This window comes from Bacillus sp. TE9106W (genome assembly GCF_054062215.1).
The window spans coordinates 84,732-109,450 of the sequence record NZ_JBSSFA010000011.1 but is presented as its reverse complement, the minus strand read 5'-3'; the positions used below and the strand labels follow the sequence as shown (position 1 = coordinate 109,450).

General features: G+C 35.3%; 21 protein-coding genes and 1 pseudogene. 8 read left to right on the top strand and 14 right to left on the bottom strand.

The window, feature by feature from the left end; translation table 11 throughout:
• The first annotated feature begins 425 nt into the window (after window positions 1-425).
• Window positions 426-1,823, top strand: a complete 1,398-nt coding sequence (locus tag ACVWY7_RS19420) for an amino acid permease (protein ID WP_000448465.1) — start codon at window positions 426-428, stop codon at window positions 1,821-1,823.
• 30 nt (window positions 1,824-1,853) lie between these two features.
• Here ACVWY7_RS19420 and ACVWY7_RS19415 read toward each other — a convergent pair whose 3' ends face one another.
• From ACVWY7_RS19415 to ACVWY7_RS19405, 3 genes are all read right to left on the bottom strand, one after another.
• Complete coding sequence (locus ACVWY7_RS19415; RefSeq protein ID WP_456523933.1) at window positions 1,854-3,557, bottom strand: putative bifunctional diguanylate cyclase/phosphodiesterase; 1,704 nt, start codon at window positions 3,555-3,557, stop codon at window positions 1,854-1,856.
• 358 nt (window positions 3,558-3,915) lie between these two features.
• Window positions 3,916-4,230, bottom strand: coding sequence for a hypothetical protein (locus tag ACVWY7_RS19410; protein ID WP_001106392.1), 315 nt, complete (start codon window positions 4,228-4,230; stop codon window positions 3,916-3,918).
• 30 nt (window positions 4,231-4,260) lie between these two features.
• A complete protein-coding gene (locus tag ACVWY7_RS19405) occupies window positions 4,261-4,479 on the bottom strand; it encodes a hypothetical protein (RefSeq protein WP_456523932.1) in 219 nt (72 codons plus the stop codon).
• 183 nt (window positions 4,480-4,662) lie between these two features.
• On the opposite strand from ACVWY7_RS19405, the gene ACVWY7_RS19400 reads away from it, so the two are divergent.
• The 3 genes from ACVWY7_RS19400 to ACVWY7_RS19390 all read left to right on the top strand — a co-directional run bounded on the left by ACVWY7_RS19400 (window position 4,663) and on the right by ACVWY7_RS19390 (window position 9,097).
• A complete protein-coding gene (locus ACVWY7_RS19400) occupies window positions 4,663-6,192 on the top strand; it encodes a cardiolipin synthase (RefSeq protein WP_456523931.1) in 1,530 nt (509 codons plus the stop codon).
• A 127-nt stretch (window positions 6,193-6,319) separates the two neighbouring features.
• Complete coding sequence (locus ACVWY7_RS19395) at window positions 6,320-7,213, top strand: ATP-binding protein (protein WP_000892967.1); 894 nt, start codon at window positions 6,320-6,322, stop codon at window positions 7,211-7,213.
• Window positions 7,214-7,216: 3 nt separating this feature from the next.
• Window positions 7,217-9,097, top strand: coding sequence for a vWA domain-containing protein (locus ACVWY7_RS19390; protein WP_429669851.1), 1,881 nt, complete (start codon window positions 7,217-7,219; stop codon window positions 9,095-9,097).
• Window positions 9,098-9,136: 39 nt separating this feature from the next.
• On the opposite strand, the gene ACVWY7_RS19385 is transcribed toward ACVWY7_RS19390, so the two are convergent.
• From ACVWY7_RS19385 to ACVWY7_RS19375, 3 genes are read right to left on the bottom strand one after another with little or no spacing between them, the layout of a single operon-like run.
• Entirely contained in the window at window positions 9,137-9,559 is a 423-nt protein-coding gene (locus ACVWY7_RS19385; protein WP_429669852.1) for an NUDIX hydrolase, read from the bottom strand.
• A gap of 54 nt (window positions 9,560-9,613) precedes the next feature.
• Window positions 9,614-10,579, bottom strand: a complete 966-nt coding sequence (locus tag ACVWY7_RS19380; RefSeq protein WP_326969472.1) for an L-threonine 3-dehydrogenase — start codon at window positions 10,577-10,579, stop codon at window positions 9,614-9,616.
• Window positions 10,580-10,623: 44 nt separating this feature from the next.
• A complete protein-coding gene (locus ACVWY7_RS19375; protein ID WP_456523930.1) occupies window positions 10,624-11,814 on the bottom strand; it encodes a glycine C-acetyltransferase in 1,191 nt (396 codons plus the stop codon).
• A gap of 152 nt (window positions 11,815-11,966) precedes the next feature.
• On the opposite strand from ACVWY7_RS19375, the pseudogene ACVWY7_RS19370 reads away from it, so the two are divergent.
• Window positions 11,967-12,296: pseudogene (locus ACVWY7_RS19370) on the top strand (SAM-dependent methyltransferase); the annotation flags it as partial.
• Between the two features lie 19 nt (window positions 12,297-12,315).
• Here ACVWY7_RS19370 and ACVWY7_RS19365 read toward each other — a convergent pair.
• Genes ACVWY7_RS19365 through ACVWY7_RS19355 form a run of 3 tightly spaced genes read right to left on the bottom strand, consistent with a single transcriptional unit; the run spans window position 12,316 to window position 15,209 of the window.
• Window positions 12,316-13,137, bottom strand: a complete 822-nt coding sequence (locus tag ACVWY7_RS19365; RefSeq protein WP_001167965.1) for an ABC transporter ATP-binding protein — start codon at window positions 13,135-13,137, stop codon at window positions 12,316-12,318.
• A 12-nt stretch (window positions 13,138-13,149) separates the two neighbouring features.
• Window positions 13,150-14,208 carry a FecCD family ABC transporter permease gene (locus ACVWY7_RS19360; protein WP_000760047.1) on the bottom strand — a complete coding sequence of 353 codons (1,059 nt, stop codon included), beginning with the start codon at window positions 14,206-14,208 and terminating at the stop codon, window positions 13,150-13,152.
• Window positions 14,205-15,209 (bottom strand): FecCD family ABC transporter permease, encoded by a 1,005-nt coding sequence (locus ACVWY7_RS19355; RefSeq protein ID WP_000925218.1) that lies wholly within the window; start codon window positions 15,207-15,209, stop codon window positions 14,205-14,207. The genes ACVWY7_RS19360 and ACVWY7_RS19355 overlap by 4 nt, the downstream gene beginning before the upstream one ends.
• Before the next feature lie 172 nt (window positions 15,210-15,381).
• On the opposite strand from ACVWY7_RS19355, the gene ACVWY7_RS19350 reads away from it, so the two are divergent.
• Together ACVWY7_RS19350 and ACVWY7_RS19345 are read left to right on the top strand one after the other, a co-directional pair.
• Window positions 15,382-16,347, top strand: coding sequence for an ABC transporter substrate-binding protein (locus tag ACVWY7_RS19350; protein WP_001010258.1), 966 nt, complete (start codon window positions 15,382-15,384; stop codon window positions 16,345-16,347).
• Window positions 16,348-16,728: 381 nt separating this feature from the next.
• Window positions 16,729-18,078 carry a peptide MFS transporter gene (locus tag ACVWY7_RS19345; protein ID WP_000338309.1) on the top strand — a complete coding sequence of 450 codons (1,350 nt, stop codon included), beginning with the start codon at window positions 16,729-16,731 and terminating at the stop codon, window positions 18,076-18,078.
• A gap of 39 nt (window positions 18,079-18,117) precedes the next feature.
• On the opposite strand, the gene ACVWY7_RS19340 is transcribed toward ACVWY7_RS19345, so the two are convergent.
• Together ACVWY7_RS19340 and ACVWY7_RS19335 are read right to left on the bottom strand one after the other, a co-directional pair.
• Window positions 18,118-18,297 carry an acid-soluble spore protein H gene (locus ACVWY7_RS19340; protein WP_000382683.1) on the bottom strand — a complete coding sequence of 60 codons (180 nt, stop codon included), beginning with the start codon at window positions 18,295-18,297 and terminating at the stop codon, window positions 18,118-18,120.
• A gap of 190 nt (window positions 18,298-18,487) precedes the next feature.
• On the bottom strand, window positions 18,488-18,775 hold the full coding sequence (locus ACVWY7_RS19335) for an ArsR/SmtB family transcription factor (protein WP_000081429.1): 288 nt from the start codon (window positions 18,773-18,775) through the stop codon (window positions 18,488-18,490).
• Between the two features lie 835 nt (window positions 18,776-19,610).
• Between ACVWY7_RS19335 and ACVWY7_RS19330 the strand changes: the two genes are divergently transcribed.
• Window positions 19,611-21,230, top strand: coding sequence for an L-lactate permease (locus ACVWY7_RS19330; RefSeq protein WP_000109110.1), 1,620 nt, complete (start codon window positions 19,611-19,613; stop codon window positions 21,228-21,230).
• Window positions 21,231-21,269: 39 nt separating this feature from the next.
• Here the strand turns inward: ACVWY7_RS19330 and aspA are convergent, their stop codons facing one another.
• The 3 genes from aspA to gloA2 all read right to left on the bottom strand — a co-directional run bounded on the left by aspA (window position 21,270) and on the right by gloA2 (window position 24,658).
• Complete coding sequence (gene aspA / locus ACVWY7_RS19325) at window positions 21,270-22,703, bottom strand: aspartate ammonia-lyase (RefSeq protein ID WP_000562145.1); 1,434 nt, start codon at window positions 22,701-22,703, stop codon at window positions 21,270-21,272.
• A 162-nt stretch (window positions 22,704-22,865) separates the two neighbouring features.
• Window positions 22,866-24,164 (bottom strand): hemolysin family protein, encoded by a 1,299-nt coding sequence (locus tag ACVWY7_RS19320; protein ID WP_000353297.1) that lies wholly within the window; start codon window positions 24,162-24,164, stop codon window positions 22,866-22,868.
• Window positions 24,165-24,271: 107 nt separating this feature from the next.
• Window positions 24,272-24,658 (bottom strand): SMU1112c/YaeR family gloxylase I-like metalloprotein, encoded by a 387-nt coding sequence (gloA2, locus tag ACVWY7_RS19315; protein WP_073525710.1) that lies wholly within the window; start codon window positions 24,656-24,658, stop codon window positions 24,272-24,274.
• Window positions 24,659-24,719: the final 61 nt, after the last annotated feature.

The window sequence follows — 24,719 nt, the reverse complement described above, 5'->3', positions numbered from 1 at the left end:
ATTCTATATGTATTATAACATGCTACACTCTTCTGCCAATCTCTCACTTATTTTCCAGTATAGGAAAAATACAGGTAAATATTTAATCTCTAAAACGTATTTTTATAAAAATTTTTATATTTTTCTTTTCATTCAAAAAAACATGTAGTATACTAACTTCAAAATCAGAGGAGAAAGGGAGCAAAGAACTATGCTTACTTATACAACAATTGTAGTTACATTTGCACAAAAACATCATCATCATACGTAACCCTTGAAACCTAGCGGAAAAAATTACGCGTAGGTACAAGGGTTATTCCCGTTGTACCTACGCTTTGGCAAAGAGCCATGTAGGTATTTTTTATCTACATGGCTCTTTTTTTGTTGCCAAAAAGCTAGTAAAAAATGATGTTTAAGCAAATCTTACTACAAAGGAGTTAACAAAAATGGAAACGAAAAAATGGGGATTATGGGTTTTAACAGCTTTTGTTATCGGGAATATGGTTGGCGGTGGCGTATTTATGCTCCCAGCAAATTTAGCACAAGTATCAGGTCCAATGGGTTCTACACTTGCATGGAGTATTACAGGACTTGGCGTATTTATGATTGCACTCGTATTTGGAAATTTAGCAATCCGAAAGCCAGAATTAAAAGCAGGGCCACAAAGCTATGCTCAAGCGATGTTCCCTTCAAAAAAAGCGGGTAAAGTTGCAGGATATAGTATGGCATGGGGATATTGGGCTGCGAACTGGGCTGCAACAGCATCTGTTATTATTTCCTTTGCTGGATATTTATCAACATTCTTTCCAGTTTTACAGAGTAAGCAAATTCTCTTTTCAACGAACGGATTTTCACTAGAACTCGGAAAAGGATTAACTTTCCTCGTATGTAGCCTTATGCTATGGGGAATTCAATATATTCTTTCTCAAAATATTGACCGAGCTGGCAATATGAATCTTCTTGCTACCATTGCCAAAATTATCGGATTTACAATGTTTATTGTAATTACATTATTCATTTTCAATGCCTCTAATTTCGGAGACGGTCAAACGTTTATGAATGAAGCAGGACAATCCATTTCGTTAGGTGGACAAATTAATTCAGCTGCTATTGCAACACTTTGGGCATTTATCGGTATTGAATCTGCTGTCATGCTTTCTAACCGTGCAAAATCTCAGCGCGATGTTAAAAAAGCGACTATTTTCGGATTAATTATCGCTCTTCTTATTTACATGTCAATTACTCTACTTACAATGGGAGCTCTCTCTCAAGATGCTTTAAAAGACTCTCAAAAACCGTTAGTAGACGCATTAAATTTAGCAATTGGCAATAAAGGCGCATATATAATGGCTTTACTTGCACTTGTATCTTTATTTGGATCTACAGTTGGCTGGATTGTTGTTAGTTCTGAAGTACCTTACCAGGCAGCAAAAAATGGACTTTTCCCAAAGTTTTTCGCGAAAACAAATAAAAAAGGCAGTCCTTCAAAATCATTATTTATTACAAATGTGATGACGCAAATTTTCTTATTCTCAACGATTTCTGGTACTGTATCAGAAGCTTATAATTTCGCTATCGTTGTAGCAACATTAGCTTATTTAATTCCATACCTTGTTTCGACTTTGTACCAATTCAAATTGGTTATTACAGGAGAAACGTATGATATAATGCCTGGCTCTCGAATAAAGGACGGGATCATTACGACATTAGCATTTGTATACTCTATTTGGGTTATCAAAACGGGAACTGCTGATTTAAAAACGTTCTTCTTAGGAATTGGATTGTTCGTATTAGGTCTTATTCTTTATCCAGTACTAATGAAAGACTCACAAAAAATGAATTAAAAAAGAGAAGCTTCTGGCTTCTCTTTTTTATTAGAAGTCTATAATTAACTTTTCCTTTAACTCTGCTACAGATAAAGGTTTTGCATAATAAAATCCTTGTACATAATCACAGCCCATCGATTTTAATAAGCTTTCTTGCTCTACTGTTTCTACCCCTTCAGCAACTACTGCTAAATTTAAACTATGAGCAATTTCAATAACAGACTTTACAATCGTTCGCTCTGGCTGTGCATGATCATAGTGAAATTCACGAATAAAATTACGATCAATTTTCACTATATCCAATGGTAGTTGTTTTAAATAATATAAGGAAGAATATCCCGTTCCGAAGTCATCTAAAGCAATTAAAATACCCATATTTCTTAATTCTTGTAATGTAGCAATAATATAATCAAAATGACGAACAGCAGTACTTTCCGTTATTTCTAAAATTAAACGATTCGGAGGAAAGCCAGTTCTCTTTAAAATGCTACGTATAGACAAAATAAAACGTTTCTGCATTAATTGTTGTATAGATAAATTCACAGATAACTTTAATCCTTCTTGATAATTTGGCAATGTTTTAAATAAGCGACATGACTTTTCTAATACCCAATCTCCTAATTTTATAATAAGTCCAGATTCTTCAGCTATAGGGATAAACTCCCTTGGGGAAATAGGCCCTTCTTCTGTTGTACAACGTACTAAAGCCTCGATACCAGTATATTTCTTCGTTTTCAAATCAATAATAGGCTGCAACGCCACCTCTAACTCTTCATCACGAATTGCCTTTTGCAAAGCAAATTCAATTTTCATTCTACGATTTATTTTCGCACGTAACTCATCTGTAAAGAAACACGCGGCATTTCTACCTTGTTCTTTCGCACTGTACATAGCTAGATCCGAATTTTTCAATAGCGTTTCTACATCTTGTCCATCTTGCGGATATGAGCACAGTCCTAGACTAGCTGAAATGTATACTTCATGACCTTCAAGCATAAATGGTGCCTGAAAGCATGACAACACAGATGTCGCTAGCTGCCCCATCTCATCTTGTGTATGATTTTTTGTTAACAACACAAATTCGTCGCCACCCAGCCTAGCCAGAACATCTTTCTCTCCTAGCACATAATGCAACCGTGAAGCAACTTCGCTTAAAAGTAAATCTCCTATCATATGACCTAGCGTATCATTTACTAATTTAAAACGATCCAAATCAAAATAAATCATACCAAACTCTTTTTTATCTGCAATCAATTCGTTAACAGTCGTTATTAATTGTAAACGGTTCGGTAAACTCGTTAAAGCATCATGATACGCAAGCTCCCTATAACGACTTTCGCTTAACCGCAACCTCTGTTCTGCTTCTTTCCTACTACTAATATCATTTCGGATTGCAATAAATTGATATGGCTCTCCTTTTTCATTTAAAAATGGAACAATTGTTGTTTTAACCCAATAATTTGTACCATCTTTTGCTTGATTTCGAATCTCACCTCTCCATACTTTTCCGCTCAAAATACGCTTCCATAGCATTTGAAAAAATGTTTTCGGATGATATCCTGAATTTAAAATACGATGATCTTTCCCTATTAACTCTTCTCGTGTATATTTGGATATTTCACAAAACTTATCATTTACATATGTAATAAGACCCTTTCGGTCTGTAATCGCAACAATTGAAGACTCATCTAATGCTAACTTTAAATCTCGCAATGAAGATTCATATAATGCATGACCTCTTTGTTCTAGCATGCCCATCTCTCCTTGCTTCCTATCTGACTAAAACATAACTTGTTTCTTTTTATAGAAATAGAGATATTTCATTTCCTAATAATCGTCCTTTACATAAATCACATTTTGAAATATGTCGATTAAAATAACATAATATTATTTGTAATAAAAAGCAATATAATACCGTTTCAATTATAAATAGTAGTTTCTTATCGCTATAATTAGCTAACTCTATTCAAAAACATATATAAATTTTAATTATTATATATGTTTTTGAATTACAATAACAAAATATTAACATATTTTCCCCTTAATTTTGGAAGTATTTTATAAATAAATACTTTATTAAATAAAAAAAGAGGATAGCCTCTTTTTTTATTTAATACGGATATGGTGTTGGATATAGCACTGGATATGGCGCTGGATAAGTTACTGGGTACGGCGCTGGATAGTAGCCTCCACCTGCTGCACCCGTTAATGCGCCAGCTGTAAGCCCACCTAACACACCTCCAGCAAAACTTCCAGGGAAAAATCCACCGCCCCATGAGCCGCCACCCCAGCCCCATCCACCTCCGTGATGGTGATGATGATCATGGTGATTGTGCCCACCATGGTGGTGATGTCCGCCGTTATGATGGTGCCCTCCATGATGATGATTACGATAATACAATCCGTTATTTTCTATATAATTCATATTTCCCCTCTCCTTTTCCATTTTCTCATCTTAATAGGTATTGTAAGAATAATATGGATCTTGTTGGTAACCTATATAATAGGAAGAATCCGAGTAATACGGATAACCATATCCGCCATAACCAAATCCAGGACTGAGTAATGCTCCTGCTACAAACCCTGGAAAGAAACCTCCACCCAAAAATGGTGAATGTCCAAAACCACCATGAAAACCTCCGTGACCAAATCCTCCAATTGGACGACCATACATTTTATTCACCTTCCTTTTCTCTTTAAAAACGTAACAATACACTGTATGTAGGACAAATGCGGAAAGTATGGGGAAATACCTACATTTTGTAAAAAATAGAAAACACTTTATAATAAAAATGTCACAGTACATCTGCTATTTAGGAAATCTATATTGAGGAAAGATTAGAGGAATTATATAGAAATGAAGAAACCTATCGTCCAATTACTATTAATATTTACAATTGTATCTATCGTTCTTTTCTTATTAAATACATCTTATATTTCGTTATATACATTTGTCGGCGTTCTCTGGTCCATCACAATTGTAGGAATTTCATTCGTTATTTTTATCGAAAATAGATCTCCTCAAAGTACCTTAGCCTGGTTTTTAGTATTAGCACTTCTTCCCGTTATAGGTGTGCTTTTATACTCTATTTTCGGTCGTAGCCGTTGGAGAAGAAAAAAGCATCTTCATCGTTCAGAAGAACAAAGAAAGTTATTCCGTGAAATATTAGAAGGAAGACGACTAGAGTTATCACTCAAAGTCCCATTAAGTGAACGCTCTGTCCATTTAACAGAAGTCGTACAAAAATTTGGAGGCGGGCCTGCAGCAGATAGAACAACTACAAAACTTTTAACAAACGGAGATCAAACATTCTCAGAAATTTTGCAAGCGATCGAGCAAGCAAAACATCATATACATATTCAATACTATATTTATAAATCTGATGAGATTGGTACAAAAGTTGGGGATGCGTTAATAAAAAAAGCAAAATCTGGTGTTATTGTACGCTTCCTTTATGATGGACTCGGAAGTAATACGTTAAGAAGACGTTTTTTACAACCTATGAAAGAAGCTGGAATTGAAATTGTTGAATTTGATCCTATTTTTTCAGCTTGGTTACTTGAAACGGTTAATTATCGTAACCACCGTAAAATCGTCATTGTAGATGGGGAAATCGGTTTTACTGGGGGACTCAACGTCGGTGATGAATATCTTGGTCGTTCAAAAAAATTTCCCGTTTGGCGTGACAGTCATTTAAAAATAGAAGGAAAAGCGCTATATAAATTACAAGCAATTTTTCTAGAGGATTGGCTCTATGCATCTAGTGGATTGAATACTTATTCCTGGGATCCATTTATGAATAGACAATACTTCCCTGGTAAAGAAATTTCAAGTGCAGAAGGTGCTGTGCAAATTGTAGCGAGCGGACCAAGCTCAGATGATAAAAGCATTCGTAATACGTTATTAGCTGTTATGGGTTCTGCAAAAAAATCTATTTGGATTGCTACACCATACTTTATTCCAGATCAAGAAACTTTAACATTATTACGTTTAAGTGCAATATCTGGCATAGATGTACGCATTTTATATCCTGGTAAAAGTGATAGTATTATTAGTGATCAAGCATCTCAGTCCTACTTCACTCCACTTTTAAAAGCTGGTGCCTCCATTTATAGTTATAAAGATGGCTTTATGCATGCAAAAATTGTACTTGTTGATGATAAGATTGCAACAATCGGAACAGCAAATATGGACGTACGCAGCTTTGAATTGAATTACGAAATTATTAGCGTACTGTATGAATCAGAAACTGTTCATGACATTAAACGTGATTTTGAAGATGACTTTAAGCATTCTACTGAAATTAAATGGAACGCTTTCCAAAAGAGAAGTATCAAAAAACGAATATTAGAGTCTTTTATGAGGCTCATTTCTCCTTTACTATAAGCAATCAATGTATTATTGATTGCTTGTTCTTTTATATTTGTCCCCTCTCCTTTTCTTTGCATACCATATTAAAACAAGTTATCATAAGATGTATTACTTTATGAAAATAATGTTAGGTGGGACATACATGTTAGAACAATTTCATATACATGCTGATTTAAAACAGCAGCTTTCTACAATTCACGAAAAGAATAAACAAGAAGCTGGTGAAAATGCACATTTAATCGGTACAAAAATATATAAAGCATCTGATAATAGCATTATCGAAGATGCCATTACAGCACTTCTTCTTGGCAAAAATATTCTATTAAAAGGGCCGACTGGTAGTGGTAAAACAGTATTAGCTGAAACTCTTTCTTCTTTATTCCAAAAACCAATGCATAGCATTAACTGTTCTGTCGATTTAGATGTAGAAGGTATTTTAGGATACAACACACTACACACGAAAGATGGCGCATCTGAAGTTACATTCGTTAACGGTCCTCTTATGAAAGCAATGAAGAACGGCCATTTCCTATATATTGATGAAATCAATATGGCAAAACCTGAAACGTTACCACTTCTTCACGGCGCATTAGATTACCGTAAAATGATTACAAATCCATTTACACAAGAAGTTGTATACGGTGATGATGAGTATCGTGTAATCGCAGCAATTAATGAAGGCTACGTTGGAACAAGTGAACTAAACGAAGCGTTAAAAAACCGTTTCGTTATTATTGAAGTTCCTTACATCCAAGGTGATACATTAAAAGAACTATTATTAGCAGAATCAAAATTAAAAGACGTTGCAACAATTGAAAAGTTCGTTGCATTTGCAAGCGATCTTATGCCTTTAGCTCGTGATGGCCGCGTAAGTGAAGAAGCAGCAAGTATTCGTGGCATTATCGATGCATGTGATTTAGGTGTATATATTCCTGTTATGCGTGCAATTGAACGTAGTATTATCGCAAAATTAAATGATGAAACAGAACAAATGACTGTCCGTGAATTAGCAGAAAGTTATTTCTTTGAGGGATAATTCATGAGACAAATTTTTAGTGACAAAAAAATTGATGCGTCGCTGTTTCTACAAATGGAAAACTTAATGTATGCCCTTCTCAAAGAAGATGATGCCTACCTTGAGTATGGCTATAAAGCATACTACGACGAAATTGAAAAAAAGGTTGTCATTAGTCACTTTTGGGATGATCGAAAAGAAGAGGATACAGTAATCGGATTAAAAAGCGAAGTGTTTTTAAAAGCACTTGGTAATAAACATTACTCGGACATGACTTTAATTCGTTCTTATGCGATTGAATTACAAGAATCACCCTTGAAAAAGTTTTTAACACAATTATTTGTTCTATTAGAAGATTTACGTGTTGAGGAAATCGTAAAAAACTTACGCCCTGGCACAAAGCATGTTTTTAAAAGAAGAAAAGAAATGTATCGCAATTACTTTAGCTCACAAAATGAAATCAATCGCGTTCGTAACTATCACGGTGATCGTCTATTTTGTCTATGCTATCTTTCATTAACGAGCGATAAATATGAAATGTTTAATAATGAATATTTCGAGCAAATTGAAGCTATTCTGCATGAAACATTCCAAGCTCGTAATACGGAAGATATTATGTATATCGTTGAGAAAATTCGCTATCGTTTAGAGGAGCTTCTTGAAAGTGATATGCTTAACAATTATTTCGGACATGCTCCGCTCTACTTATCTGTTATTGCAGATGAGAAAGACAGCCGTCCCGAAAAATTAGCAAATGATGATACGCAAATCGTTGATGATGAGAATAAAAATAAAATGAATGAAAGCTTCTCGACATGGCATCGTGAAAATAAAAACAATGAAAATGAGAACTTTTTACGTTTTGAATTAGAAAGCGGAACAAAAACAAATATGATGGGTGACACTGCCCGCGAATCAGAAGATGGTGATCAAGCACTTGGCTCTGTACAAGGTACTTCTCAAAAAAGTACACAATCCAACTTTGATGGTGCTGATACAGAAGAAGCAAGAGCTTCACACGCTTCTAGTCAAAATGATGGTGCATACGGTAAGTATAACGTTGGTGCTTCTCATACATTTAAAGAAGCTCGTAAATCAAATCCTGATGAGAGAAAGGATTACCAAGCTATTAAATCAGTCGTTAATAAAGATGTAAAAGAATTAAAGAAAATTATCGAAAAAACAATTGAAAATAAAACGAATGCAAATAGTGATAAATATTACGGAAGACTTCGTAAGAAATTCCTTCGTATTTATACTGAAAAGCAGCCGCGCATGTTTTATAAAAAAGGACAAGAATCACAAGAGCTCGACGTTGCATTCCAACTACTAGTGGACTGTTCTGGTTCTATGTATAACAAGATGGAAGAAACGAAAAAGAGTGTGGTTCTATTCCATGAAGCGTTGAAATCTTTAAAAATCCCGCACGCTATTAGCGGATTTTGGGAAGATGCTTCTAGTGCGAAACCTGAAGATAAACCGAACGTTATCCATGAAGTTGTAACGTATAAAAACTCAACGTTACCAAACGTTGGTCCCGAAATTATGCAGCTTCGCGAAGAAGAAGATAACCGCGATGGATATATTATTCGGATCGTTTCTGAAAAGCTTGCAAAAAGACCAGAAAAGCATAAATTCTTACTTGTCTTCACAGACGGTGAGCCTTCTGCACTAGACTATCAACAAGACGGTATTTTAGATACGCATGAAGCTGTCAAACTTGCTCGTAAAAGCGGCTTGGAAGTAATTGGGATATTTATCGAAGAAGGCGAAGCGAAAGAAGCAACTTATCAATTAATGAAGAACATTTATAACCATCACTTCTTAGTTGCAAATCACGCTGAAGATTTGCGTCTGAAGATTAAACCACTATTGAAAAAGTTATTACTGAAGACGATTGAATAGAAAAAACAGGAGCGTTGTCGCTCCTGTTTTTTCTTTCAATCACTTTGTTTCTGGTTGAAACTTGTATGGAATGGCTACTTCTAATAATGCCTCAAATCCTCCATCGTAGAATGGGAATCGTTCATTTGCAATTGCTCTGTCCACCCACTCTATTGCGGAAATTTCTCCTTCATCTGCTGCAACAAGTTCACCTTTTACTACATGCGCTCGGAATGTAAATAATAGTGCATGATTCGTGGATTCTTCAAAGAATTTTTCATTGATCGCAACAAGTCCACCTGCCATAACCGTTAAACCTGTCTCTTCTTTTACTTCCCTTACTAAAGCTTCCTCTAACGTTTCGCCCTTTTCAACTGCCCCGCCTGGCAATGACCAAACATTTTGTTCTACATTATGTACCATTAATATTTTATCTGTTTCTTCGTCATGTATTAGTGCATATACGACATCAACTCTTTGCATGTTGCTTTTCTCCTTCAATTAAAAGGATCGATCCCTAAGAATCGACCCTTCCTATTAATTCATCACTAACTCAGCTGTGATCTTTTTTTTTAACTTAGCCAACATGTCCGTTGTCATTTTGTCTAAATCATATTCTGCTTTAAAGCCCCACTCTTTCATTGCCGCTGTTGCATCAATAGAGTTTGGCCAGCTATCAGCGATTGTTTGACGAGCTGGATCTACAGCGTAGTCCATTGTAAACGTCGGGATGTGTTTACGAATTGATGCTGCGATTTGCTCTGGCTCAAAGCTCATTGCTGTAATATTAAATGCATTTCTATGCACTAGCTTACTTGGATCAGCTTCCATTAATGAAATAATCGCTTGTAAAGCATCTGGCATGTACATCATATCCATGTATGTTCCTTCTGCAATGTATGAGGTATATGCGCCTTTTTTAATCGCTTCATAATAAATTTCAACTGCATAATCAGTTGTTCCGCCTCCTGGAGGAGCTACGTAAGAAATTAAGCCTGGGAAACGTACACCGCGCGTATCAACGCCAAACTTTTGATGATAATAATCACATAGTAATTCTCCTGCTACTTTGTTTACCCCATACATCGTAGTAGGACGCTGAATTGTATCTTGTGGCGTATTATCTTTCGGCGTTGATGGACCGAATGCACCGATAGAACTTGGCGTGAAAAACTTACAGTTTAATTCACGAGCTGCTTCTAATGCATTTACAAGTCCGCCCATATTTAAATTCCATGCAAATAACGGATTTTTTTCTGCTGTTGCTGAAAGTAAAGCTGCTAAATGAATAATTGTATCTACTTCATTACGCTTTGCAATATCATGTAGTTTTTGTCCATCTGTTACATCTAACGTTTCAAATGGACCAGACGTTACTACTTCACTATCTGTTTCACGAATATCTGTTGCAATAACATTTGATGCGCCGTATACATCACGAAGTTTCATTACTAGTTCTGAACCAATTTGCCCTAAAGAACCGGTTACTAGAATTTTTTTCATTTTCCCCACTCCTCATTTGCAAGCTATTCAAAAGATGTCGTTACTTAAATGATGCCTATTTCTTTCCCTACTTTTTCATACTTACGAATTGCTTCATCTAACATTTCTTTCGTATGAGCTGCTGTTGGCATATTACGAACGCGTCCTGTTCCTTTAGCTACAGTTGGGAACACGATAGATTTTGCATATACGCCTTCTTCATTTAGACGTTTACTAAATTCTTGTGTTAATACTTCGTCACCAATAATACAAGGTGTAATTGGTGTTTCACTTTCCCCGATGTTAAAGCCAAGTTCTTTTAACCCTTGTTTTAAATAGCGACCATTTTCCCATAAACGATCGTGCAACTCTGTGCTTTCCATTAAGATTTCAATTGATCTCATGCAAGCCGCTGCATCAGCTGGCGTTAATGCTGTAGAGAATAAGAATGGACGTGAACGAACTTTTAACCAGTCAATTAAGTTTTGTTTCCCTGCTACATATCCACCAATTACCCCAATTGCTTTTGATAATGTACCAATTTGGAAATCAACTTTATCAGACAGACCGAAGTGCTTTACCGTTCCTGCACCTTTTCCAAGTACACCTGAACCGTGTGCATCGTCTACGTATGTCATTAAATCTAATTCTTCCGCAATCTCAACAATTTCTGGTAGTTTTGCAACATCTCCATCCATTGAAAAAACACCGTCTGTAATTACCATTAATTTATTGTAAAGACCTGATTCTTTCGCCGCGATTGCTTTTTGGCGTAAATCTTCCATATCAGAATGTTTATAAACAATAATTTTTGCTTTTGATAGACGACTACCATCAATAATAGAAGCATGGTTTAACTCGTCTGAAAGAATCGCATCATTTTTATCCATAACGGCTGAAATCGCTGCCATATTACAATTAAATCCTGATTGATAAGCAATCGCTGCTTCTGTATGTTTAAACTTTGCAATTGTTTCTTCTAATTTAATATGCAAATCTAAAGTACCGTTAATTGTACGAACCGCTCCTGCTCCAACGCCGTACTTATGAATTGCACCAATTGCTGCTTCTTGCAAACGGCTATCTGTTGCTAATCCAAGATAGTTGTTTGAAGATAAGTTAATATATTCTTTTCCGCCAATTGTAATGATCGGTCCATTTGAACTTTCAAGCGGATCAATTACGTTATAAAGCCCCTTTGATTTTAAATCCTCTAAATTTTCTTCTAAAAATTTCGCAAGTGTTTTACTAGACATCGTGAAGCCTCCCATCGTTCATGTAAGCGAATTATTGTCTTAATAGTTCTAATAATCCCTCTACTAGCTTAACACGTTTTCAGAATTTATTATAGAAAAATAGTTTAAAGTAACCGCTTACAATTCTAGATTATATACGATTCATTACAAGAAATCTATCATTTACTTTTAGCGTTCAACACCCTGTTATTACTTCTTCATTTGAAAGCTTGCAAACGAGCGGAAAGAGAACGAGCTGGCTCGTCGATGATTATTTTAAAACGGGAAAACGCGTTGAACCTTGGATTGATCAAGAAGTTATTAAATATCACCGCACAACGGAAGAATATTTTACACTATTACAACAAGCTGGATTTACAATTACAAATTTAAAAGAAGCTACACCAAATCAAACTTATTTTCAAAGCGCGGAAGAATATGAACGTCGTTTACGTATTCCCCTCTTTCTCTTATTCTCTTGCCGAAAATACAAAAGACGATGATTCCTCATCGTCTTTTTCTTTATCTCATTGCATGAGCAACTTCTTTACGTACACGTCTTCCTTTTCCATGTGGGATACAAAGTGGCGTCCCAAATAACGGATCCGTACTAATTTGACATTCCATTCGGAATACATCACGTACTAGTTTCTCATCTACTACTTCTTCTGGCTTACCTTGTGCATATATTTGTTTATCTTGAATGGCTACAATATTATCTGCATAACGGCATGCTAAATTTAAATCATGTAGTACCATAACAATTGTTCTTTGTTCTGTTTCATTTAATTCGAATAATAAATCTAGCACTTCAATTTGGTGAGTCATATCTAAATAGGTAGTAGGCTCATCCAATAAAATAATATCTGTATCTTGTGCAAGCGTCATTGCAATCCAAGCCCGTTGGCGTTGTCCACCTGAAAGAGCATGCACATCACGCTCAGCAAATTCTGTCATACCTGTTGCTGCAAGTGCATTCTGTACCATTTCCTCATCTTTTTCTGACCATTGCTTCAGCCATGTTTGATACGGATAACGTCCTTGCTTTACAAGTTGTAATACTGTAAGCCCTTCTGGCGCTTGCGGTCCTTGCGGTAAAATTGCCATTTGACGAGCAATTTGCTTCGTTTGCATACTTTGAATGGCTTGATTATCTAACAAAATGTCACCAGTTGTTGGCTTTAATAATCTAGCTAATGAACGCAATAAAGTTGATTTCCCACAACCGTTAGAACCAATGAAGATTGTAATTTCACCTTTTGGAATTTCTAAATTCAACTCATCAATAATAATTGTTTCACCATAAGACAACGTCAAACGTTTCGTCTCCAATGCTTTTTGCATATTCATCTTCCTTTATGAATTCCGACTTTTATAAAGTAAATAAATAAAATAAGGTGCACCAATTGCTGATGTAAATACCCCTGCTGGAATTTCAAGTGGGGTGAAAACTGTACGCCCAATTAAATCTGCAGCAAGTACTAAAATTGCACCAACAATAGCCGCAACCGGGAGTAATGCACCGTATAAAGAACCAACTAGTCTTCGTGAAATATGAGGTGCCATTAAACCGACAAATCCAATTCCACCAGCAAAGGCAACTGCTCCACCAATTAAAGCTGTACTAAGTAATAACATAAATATGCGTGACTTCGTTAAAGGAACACCAAGCCCTACCGCAATATCATCCCCTAGCTCTTGCGCATTTAAATGTCTAGCAGCTATAAACGATATTACCGTTAAAATGAGAACCCACGGCGCAAGTACCATGACATTTTGCCAAGAAGAACCGTAAACAGTGCCTGTAATCCATACATTCGCTTGACTCGCTTGGTAAATTGGCGCTAACAACATAAACAAAGTCGTTGCCGCTTTCGTTAATGCCCAAAAGCCAACACCAATTAAAACAAGACTAATCGGTGATAATCCGTCATTTCTCCATGCAAATAAATATACAAAAAGTGCTACAATCGTTGCCCCAATAAAAGCGGCTAACGGCATATAATGAATGCTTACAGTTAGCGCATTATTTTTATCACTAAATATAGCTAAAAATAACACAACTGCAACACTTGCACCACCTGTAATCCCGATGATATCCGGAGAAGCAAGTGGATTTCGAACGAGCCCTTGTAAAATACATCCTGCTACAGCAAGTGCGATTCCTACAAGGATAGCAATTAAAATACGAGGCATACGAAACTTATTTACAACCATATTTGACATCGCATCGCCATTTCCAGTAATCGCTTGCCATACATCATAAGGAGCAATTTTCATGTCTCCCATACCTGCACTCGCAAAAAATAATCCAATTAAAACAACTAGTAAACTGAATAAGACGAGACAAGCTCGTTTATACATTAAAAACGAGAGCTCGCCTTTTCCTATACGGAACGGAATATACTTCTTCATTTGCTAAGCCCTCTCTTACGTGCAATATAAATAAAGAATGGGGCCCCGATAAATGCTGTCATAACCCCTACTGGTACTTCTTGCGGCATAATGACATATCTTGCTGCTATATCAGCTAAGATTAATAGTATTGCACCTAACAAACCACTATACGGTACTCTCCATCTGTGATCGACTCCAACAAGAAATCTGGCAAAATGCGGGGTAACAATACCAATAAATCCAATCGGACCAGCGACCGCAACTGAACCACCAGATAACAGGACAATAATAAGTAGTACGAATGATTTCATTAAAATCGTTCTTTGACCAAGTCCTTTTGCAACGTCTTCCCCCATCATTAATGTATTTACTTTCCCTGCCATCATAATAGATGCCATCCAGCCTATTAATAAATACGGGAATACTGATTGTAAAATTTCTAACTTTCTTCCTTGCACAGATCCGGCAAGCCAAAATAATACTTCTTCAAGCGCCTTTTCATTTAACACAAGTAATCCTTGTGTTAATGATGAAAATAACGCACTAATTGCCACCCCTGCTAACGTTAATTTAAGAGGCGTTGTCCCCTCTTTTCCTAAAGAACTAGAAGCAAATACAAGTACAGCTGCAATTGCTGCCCCTAAGAAGGCAATCCACGTGAAAGCTGATAATGATGTCACGGAAAAAATAACAATTGCTACAACTATGAAGAAAGCAGCACCTGAATTTAATCCAATAAAATCTGGAGAAGCAAGTGGATTTTTCGTTAAAGTTTGCATAAGACAACCTGCAATGGCTAAACTAGCACCAACACTTGCTGCAATTAATGCTCTTGGTAGACGCACATTTTGAATAATAATATGTTCATTGGAACCATTAAAATGAAAAAAAGCATCTAACGCTAATTTCCAGCTCGTATTTGTATATCCGAAAATAATACTTCCCCAAATACAAGTAATGACTGCAATGATCCCAACAAATAATCCAATCCATTTTGCTCGATTTGTTTTTAATAACATGCAGCGTTTTCCCTTCAATGTATAATGATACGTTGTAAGTGTATTTCAACTTAATTCTCATTGTCAACGGAAATGAGAATTATTTTCAACCATATGTATTGACAATCATAAGATAAAAGCTTAATATCATGCTTGCTATTGAAAAAAATTCTCACTATGTAGGGGGTACATAATGAATTTCATGCGAAAGAAATCGTTTACAGTATTTGTATTTTTATTAGCCTTTTCACTACTTTTAAGTGCTTGTGGAAAATCAAATACGAAAGAAGAATTAAAAGAAGATACGAAAAAAGAAATGATTCCTGTGGAACATGCAATGGGTAAAACAGAAGTTCCTGCTAATCCAAAACGTGTAGTCATTTTAACAAATGAAGGTACTGAAGCTTTACTTGAATTAGGTGTGAAACCAGTTGGGGCTGTAAAATCTTGGACTGGTGATCCATGGTATCCACATATTAAAGATAAAATGAAAGATGTAAAAGTTGTTGGTGACGAAGGACAAGTGAACGTAGAAACAATCGCTTCTTTAAAACCAGACTTAATTATCGGTAACAAAATGCGTCACGAAAAAGTGTACGAGCAACTAAAAGCAATTGCACCTACTGTGTTCTCTGAAACATTACGCGGTGAATGGAAAGATAACTTCAAGTTTTATGCAAAAGCATTAAATAAAGAAAAAGATGGTCAAAAGGTTTTAGCTGATTACGATAAACGTATGAAAGATTTAAAAGCCAAACTAGGTGATAAAGTAAATCAAGAAATCTCTATGGTTCGCTTCATGCCTGGTGATGTTCGTATTTATCATGGTGATACATTCTCTGGTGTTATTTTAAAAGAACTTGGATTTAAGCGTCCTGGCGATCAAAATAAAGATGACTTCGCAGAGCGTAACGTATCTAAAGAACGTATTTCTGCAATGGATGGTGATGTATTATTCTACTTCACATTCGATAAAGGAAACGAGAAAAAGGGCTCTGAATTAGAAAAAGAATATATCAATGATCCTCTATTTAAAAATTTAAATGCAGTGAAAAATGGTAAAGCATACAAAGTTGACGACGTTATTTGGAATACAGCTGGTGGTGTAATGGCTGCTAACCTACTATTAGATGATATCGAAAAACGCTTTGTTAAATAATATTTCCCTAACCAGCTCCCCTTCTATGGAGCTGGTTATTTTTCAATTCACTTAAATGTCACATTATTTCATTTTGTATTTTTATTCCCAATATGTTATATTATAAAAGTAAATAGAATATATTTTCTCTATATCAGAATAAATATTTTAATCTAAATTTTCTGATTAGTCACTATTTTATTTTCTTTTAGAATTCAATTATTACATTTGAAAACGCTTATCATCTTGTTTTCAGGGCAAAATACAGTAACGGTCGAAGTAAAATAGAACTTTTTTAGAAATTTTCTTTCTATTTCCATATAATTCTATTGACTTCTAAATATTTTGTAAATTAAAATGATTACATAAATATCCGTTATACAGGATTAGGGGGAAACAAAAATGGATGCAGCTTTAAAATTAGACAAAGCTGGAGAGCAACAATCACCAAAAAAACATCCACCAGGGTTATACTTGTTGTTCTTTACAGAGGCATGGGAAAGATTTAGTTATTACGGAATGCGTGGCTTATTAGTTCTTTATTTAACAACGAGCTTAGTAAGCGGCGGTTTAGGATTTGATAAAGCAGTTGCAGTTCAAATTTACGGTATTTTCACAATGTTAGTATACTTCACACCAATTATTGGTGGTTGGTTAACTGACCATTTCATTACGAAACGCCATGCCATTACTATTGGTGGTATCATCATGGCAATTGGTAACTTTGTACTATTCTCAATGAACACAAAAACTGGACTATTTTTAGGATTAGGATTATTAGTTATTGGTAACGGATTCTTCAAACCAAATATTTCGACTTTATTAGGTCAATTATATAGCGAAAATGATTCTCGTCGTGATAGTGCCTTCACTATCTTCTACATGGGAATTAACTTAGGAGCTCTTATCGCTCCATTCATTTGCGGTTACTTCGCAGATTATAGATACGGTTTCTTAACAGCTTGTATCGGTATGATCATTGGACAGCTTGCTTTTAACTTCTTAGCCCCTCGTTACTTAGGGTCTATCGGAACAACTGTTGTAGGGAAAAAATCTAAAGAAAAAAATGCAAAAGCAATCGAGAAAAAACCTTTAACAACACAAGAGAAAAAACGTACTGCTGCAATTTTAATTTTAACTTGTTTCGTAGTATTCTTCTGGGCAGGATTTGAGCAAGCTGGTAGTTCTTTAACACTTTACACAGATAAATTTGTGGATCGTACAATTGGTGGATTTACAATTCCAACACCTTGGTTCCAATCTGTAAACCCACTATTCATTATCTTACTAGCATTACCTGTTTCTGCATTATGGATTAAACTTTCAAAAACAAAAAATGGTGATTTGAAAATCCCAACAAAAATGGCATTTGGTATGATTTTACTAGGGATTGGCTATTTAGTTTTAACTTTAGCTGTATTAAAAACTGGTAGCGACGAAGGCAATATTACAATGAAAGCAAACTTACTATTCATTGTATTCACTTACATGTTCCATACAATTGGTGAATTATTCTTATCACCAATCGGATTATCTATGGTAAGTGCAATCGCTCCTGTTAAATTAGCATCATTATTAATGGGTGTATGGTTAGCTGGTACTGGCTTTGCAAACTTACTAGCAGGACAATTAGCTGCTTTCACTCAATCTTTAGGATATTTAGAAGTATTCGCAAGTATCGGTGTTATCGTAATCGTACTCGGATTAGTACTTCTTATGTTCTCTAAGAAAATTGCACATATGATGGAATAAATAAGAAGACGCTTCTAAATATTAGAAGCGTCTTTTCTATTACTTCTCCTCTAAAGCCGTCACGTTCACGTGAACGCTTTCTCCAGGATTAGATACATCATACACTTGAGCAACTCCACTCTGCTCGTCACAGCTCTCAATCCATACCGGTACGCCTTCATATGTAACGTCGATTCTACTTGAAGAAGATAAAATTTGTTTCACACGTTTTACATCCATTCTACTATCCCTCCTTTTACTTATTACACTCCTTTCTATCTTTTCTTTTCCTTTTAGAATATATTCCATATAGCAACATTTTAATGGTTAGCCTTTTTTCCTTACATATTAACATTCTTTCTCATATCACCTTTCTAACAAATAAAAAAAGACGTATATCCCACACGTCTTTTTCCATAATATTCAAATTTTAAGAAAATAATGTTTTTACTACTTCACTTACTTTATCATTATGAATTTGATAATACACTTCTAATCCTCGTCTTTCAAAGCGTACTACTTTATTTTGTTTTAATTTTGTTAAATGTTGCGAAACTGTTGATTGTGGAATTTCTAGCACTTCCTGTAATTGTGTTACATTACAAGTTCCACGTTGCATTAATTCCATTACTAGGCGTAGACGTAATGGATGCGCTAACGCTCTTAACATTTGTACATCTTCTTCTGAAATACGACATTCAAATTGATTTTGGCTCATAAAGTTCCCCTCATTTTCGTTTTTATTTTCTTTTTATTTATTTATATATCTGTTCTTATATTTCCTGTTACGACATAACTTTATCAACCTATAAAGCTGAAAATTTTTTCCACCTTAACCAGCAAAGAACTCAGGAAAAATTCCTTGCTGATTTTGAATATTATACTATATGATATAACGAAAAAGCAAAATAACGGGCTGCAAATACTTTGCTTGCAAACGTTGTTTTATCAGGCTTTTTGTTATATTTTCACCTCATTGCAACGTACAGTAATTATATTGTAAAATACCGTCTATAATTGATAACCTATCGTAACGTTTTGGGGTTATATTTAACCTCTTTGTTATGCTAAAAGGAATTTTCAGTAAAAAGAGATATCATAACATTAAATTTTAACTTATTGCTTTTTAAATAGTATTCAATAGCTTAAACTGTGATGAAATCCTTCCTATTAAATGTATTTATTTCCCCTTTCTTACTTGATCAAATGAGGCAAGCTGTACCAACCTAGCAAATATTACATACTTCAACATACTTTCTCATATTCGATACAAAGACGGTCTCTACTATAGAACTGTAGGATCAATAATGTATAAACAACTGAAAGAAAAGAATATGCAAATAATTTATCCCGCCCACTCAAATAGACTTGGGTGGGCTTTTTGTCTACTTTATGAACAAAACGTTTCTTTTAACACTATTATGGAATAATTATACTTTTTCACGTTGACAATAGTGTTGAAGAAGAATATACTAAGCATGTAAGTTGATTGTGAATAGTTTCACAAATAATGTGAATTTCTTCACATAAAATAGATAGGAGTTGTCATTATTATGAGTACTTGGACACAAATTTATGACCCATTAAACAATATTTGGTTATCTGCTCTAATCGCAGCACTTCCAATTTTCTGCTTCATCATTTGTTTAATGGGACTAAAAATGAAAAGTTATATCGCTGGTCTTTACAGTGTGATTGTCGCTATTATTCTTGCTATATTCGTTTATAAAATGCCAGCAACAGTAGCTGTAGCATCTGCTGGATTCGGTATTTTATCTGGATTTTACCCAATATGTACTATTGTTATCGCAGCAATTTTCCTTTACAAATTAACTGTTAAAACAGAACAATTCAACATCATTCGTGATAGCATTTCAAGTATTACAAATGATCAACGTTTACAAGTATTATTAATTGCTTATTCTTTCGGTGCTTTCTTAGAAGGCGCAGCCGGTCTAGGTGTTCCAGTTGCTATTACAGCTGCACTACTTGTAGGTATGGGCTTTAACCCATTAAAAGCAGCAGGTATTTGTTTAGTAGCTAACATCGCTGGTGGTGCTATGGGTGCTATGGGTATCCCAGTTACAGTACCAGCACAATTAACTGAACTTGATGCATTAACTATCGGTCGTCAAACTGTTCTTATTTTACCATTCATTAGTATTGTATTACCTTTCTTACTTGTTTCAATGGTCGATGGAATTAAAGGTATTAAAGAAACTTGGCAAGGTATTCTTGTAAGTGGTATTTCTTTCGCAATTACTCAGTTCGTTGTAACTTACTTCTTAGGTGCAGAACTTACTAATATTTTCGCAGCCGTTGTAAGTATGATCTCTCTTGCATTATTCTTACGTGTTTGGCAGCCAAAATCTTCTACTAAAGAAGAAAAACAAGAAGAAAAAGAATCTCATACATTCAATCAAATTTTATATGCTTGGTCTCCATTCGTATTCTTAACTGCTTTCGTAACAATCTTTAATTTAAAACCAATTAAAGCGTTATTTGCTCCGGATGGTGCACTAGCAAACTTAGTATTTAACATTCAATTCCCTGGTCTTCATAATGCTGTTATGAAAACTACACCAATTACAAAAGCTGATACACCTTTCGCAGCTGTTTTCAAATTTGATGTATTCTCATCTACAACTACTGCAATCGTATTAGCAATTATCGTTTCACTTATCGTGTACCGCGTTAAAGGTAAAATGGTTAAAGAATTAATGGTTGAAACAATGAAAGAGCTAAAAGCTCCAGTATATACAATCTGTAGCGTTATCGCGTTAGCTTACGTAGAAAACTACTCTGGTATGTCATCTACACTTGGACTTGCATTCTCTTCTACTGGTAATGCATTCCCAATTCTTTCTCCAATCTTAGGATGGATCGGCGTATTCATTACAGGATCAGTAGTATCAAGTGGTTCATTATTCGCACCGCTTCAAGCAGTAACTGCAGATCAATTAAACATCGTTCCTTCTACTCTTGTTGCCTTAAACGTAGTAGGTGGTACAATGGCAAAAATGGTTTCACCTCAATCTGTAGCAGTTGCTTGTGCAGCAGTTGGACTAGTTGGTAAAGAATCTGCCCTATTTAAAACAGCAATGAAATACAGTTTAATCTTCTTAGCTATCATTAGCTTACTTCAATTAAACGCTGTATTTAATATCTTTTAAAAATAAAACACCGATCCAAATGGATCGGTGTTTTTCACATTACATCTTCTTATCCTTTAATAAAGAAGCACCAGCAATTTCAGGATGCGTCATTTCGAATGGATCTAAAATAATATCCAATTCTTCTTCTGTCAGTACACCATGTTCTAAACATAACTCCCTAACAGATTTTCCTGTTTCAATCGCTTCACGTGCAATGCGAGATGCTGCTTCATAACCAATATGAGGGTTAACTGCTGTAATAATTCCAACACTTTTCTCAACATATTGCTTCAGCAATTCTTCATTTGCTGTAATTCCTTTAATACAATATTCACGGAATACACGGAATCCGTTATTCATAATACTAATAGATTGAATTAAATTAAATACAAGCACCGGCTCCATTACGTTGAGTTCCAATTGTCCGGCTTCTGACGCTAAGCAAATTGTATGATCATTACCAATTACTTGGAAAGCCACTTGATTAATTACTTCTGCCATAACAGGATTTACTTTACCCGGCATAATAGATGAACCTGGTTGGCGAGCTGGTAATTGAATTTCCGCCAATCCAACACGTGGACCAGATGCCATAATACGAAGGTCATTCGCAATTTTAGACATATTCATCATGCATACTTTTAATGCTGCAGATACTTCTGTGTATGCATCTGTATTTTGCGTTGCATCAACCAAATGCTCTGCACCAACAAGTGGGAATCCGCTAAATGTTCGCAAGTGTTTAACCACTTGTTCAATGTACGTAGGGTTTGCATTTAATCCCGTACCAACAGCTGTCGCCCCCATATTCACTTCATATAAATGTTGGCGAGACTGTTTAATTCTTTTTATATCACGCGCAAGCACTCGGCTATACGCTTCAAATTCTTGACCAAGACGAATCGGCACAGCATCTTGTAAATGTGTACGTCCCATTTTAATGACGTGATCGAACTCTTTTGCTTTTGCACGAAAAGCAGCATGAAGTTCTTCCATTGTAATAAGAAGTTCTTCTAACATCATAAGAGTTGCAATATGAATCCCCGTTGGAAACGCATCATTCGTTGATTGAGCCATGTTTACATGCGTATTTGGGCTAATTTTTGCATACTCGCCTTTTTCATATCCCATACGTTCTAACGCTCGATTAGCGATTACTTCGTTTGTATTCATATTAATAGAAGTTCCAGCACCGCCTTGGATTGGATCCACAATAAATTGATCATGGAACTTTCCATCAACAATCTCTTGCGCTGCCTCCGCAATTTCATGTCCAATATCTTTCGCTAAGTATCCAGTATCCATATTTGCAAGTGCCGCCGCTTTTTTCACAATTGCCATTGCCGTAATGAGTGACGGATGAATGCGATATCCTGTAATCGGGAAGTTTTCTACAGCGCGTAATGTTTGTACACCGTAATAAGCTATACTTGGTACTTCCTTTTCACCTAAAAAGTCTTTTTCTATACGTATATCCTTCGTTGCTATCATTTTCATCACCTATACTTTTCATTCTAAATCCCTATTTAAAAAATTCGCCCTCTAAAAACACGAGTATCATGCAGAAGAATTTTTCAGTGTCCACCTTCACTATATAGCACCTTTTTTGAAAGCGCAAACATTTAATTTTCTATATATAACTTTTATAGAAAATCATTCTTCTACCTTCTTTATTTCCACTCGTTTAATTTGATGCATATCTTTTTCCAGAACTTTAAAAGAAAAGCCGTGTTTCTCAATAATATCTCCTTCAGCAACGATTTGCTTTTGTACCATAATCCAGCCACCAATTGTATCTACATCATCAGCGATTAAGTGAATGCCAAATAAATCATTCACTTCACTAATAAGCACTTTTCCTTCTACAATTTTACACCCTTCACTTATATGCTCTATAGGCGGGTGTTCATCTTCATCGTATTCATCTCGGATTTCTCCAACAATTTCTTCTAAAATATCTTCTAATGTAACAATCCCTGCTGTACCTCCGTATTCATCATACAACACAGCTAATGGAATATGTTTTCTTTGCATTTGTAATAGCAAATCATGTATAGGAATATTTTCTAACACTTCAATAACTGGTCTTGTATATGGCGTAATGGAGCATTCCTCGTCCCGATTACCATCCATATAACGAATAAATAAATCCTTTACATTAACCATCCCAATGATTTCATCTTTATCTTCACCAAATACAGGATACCTCGTATATTTTTCTTGTGCGATTATTTTAATATGTGTTTCAAATGGTTCGTCCTCATATAAACCTATAACTTCCGTACGAGGCACCATAATTTCCTTTGCTACTCTATTATCAAATTCAAAAATATTATTTACATATTTAAATTCCCTTTGATTAATCTCTCCACTCTCATAACTCTCAGATAAGATTAATCGTAATTCTTCTTCTGAATGAGCTACTTCATGTTCAGAAGCTGGATGTAAACCGAATAACCCTGTTACAAGCCTTGCCGAACCGTTTAAAGCCCAAATAAACGGATACATTATTCGGTAAAAGTAAATAAGTGGCTTCGATAATAATAAGCTAACTTGCTCCGCTCTTTGTATGGCGAACGTCTTTGGAGCAAGTTCACCAATAACAACATGTAAAAACGTAATAACTGCAAAAGCAATAATAAATGAAACGGTACTTGCAATTGCAGGAGATAAGTTTAGTTTTAAAAACAACGGCTCAAGTAAATGTTTTATAGTCGGCTCGCCTAACCACCCAAGCCCTAAAGCGGTAATTGTAATACCTAACTGACATGCTGATAAATACTCATCTAAGTTCGAAGTTACTTTTTTCGCTGCCAATGCTCCTCGTCGTTTTTCACTAACGAGTTGATCAATACGACTGCTACGCACCTTAATAATTGCAAACTCAACAGCTACAAAAAATGCTGTTAATCCAATAAGGATGGCTACCATCAGTAATTTTAAAATATCCACATATACCCTTTAGCTTTCTTAGCTAAAGTTACACCTCCTTTTAAAAAGAAGTTTCACTTTAGTTTCTTCATTTACTCAAAAGCAACCCTATATAAAATTCACCAATTTCAAACCTCATACAATTCTAACGGTAGACCGTCAGGGTCTTGGAAAAAAACAAATTTTTTCCCGGTTATCTCATCAATACGTATCGCCTCAGTTTCAACGCCACATTGACTTAAATGTTGCACGGCTTCTTCTATATTTGTAACAGCAAATGCTAAATGCCTAAGTCCAGCCGCTTCTGGGAAGCTCGGGCGCTTCGGCGGATCCGGAAATGAAAATAATTCAATTTGATACTCTTTTCCTACACATAAATCTAACTTATAAGAATCTCTTTCCTTTCTATATACTTCATTTATCGCTTTAAAACCCAATATCCTAGTATAAAAATCCTTTGACACTTCATAATTCGAACAAATAATTGCAACGTGATGCACTCTACTTATATTCATGACTTCTTTATTCCTTTCTTTACCAATGATGCATATTCTCCCTTGAAATGAAAAACATATA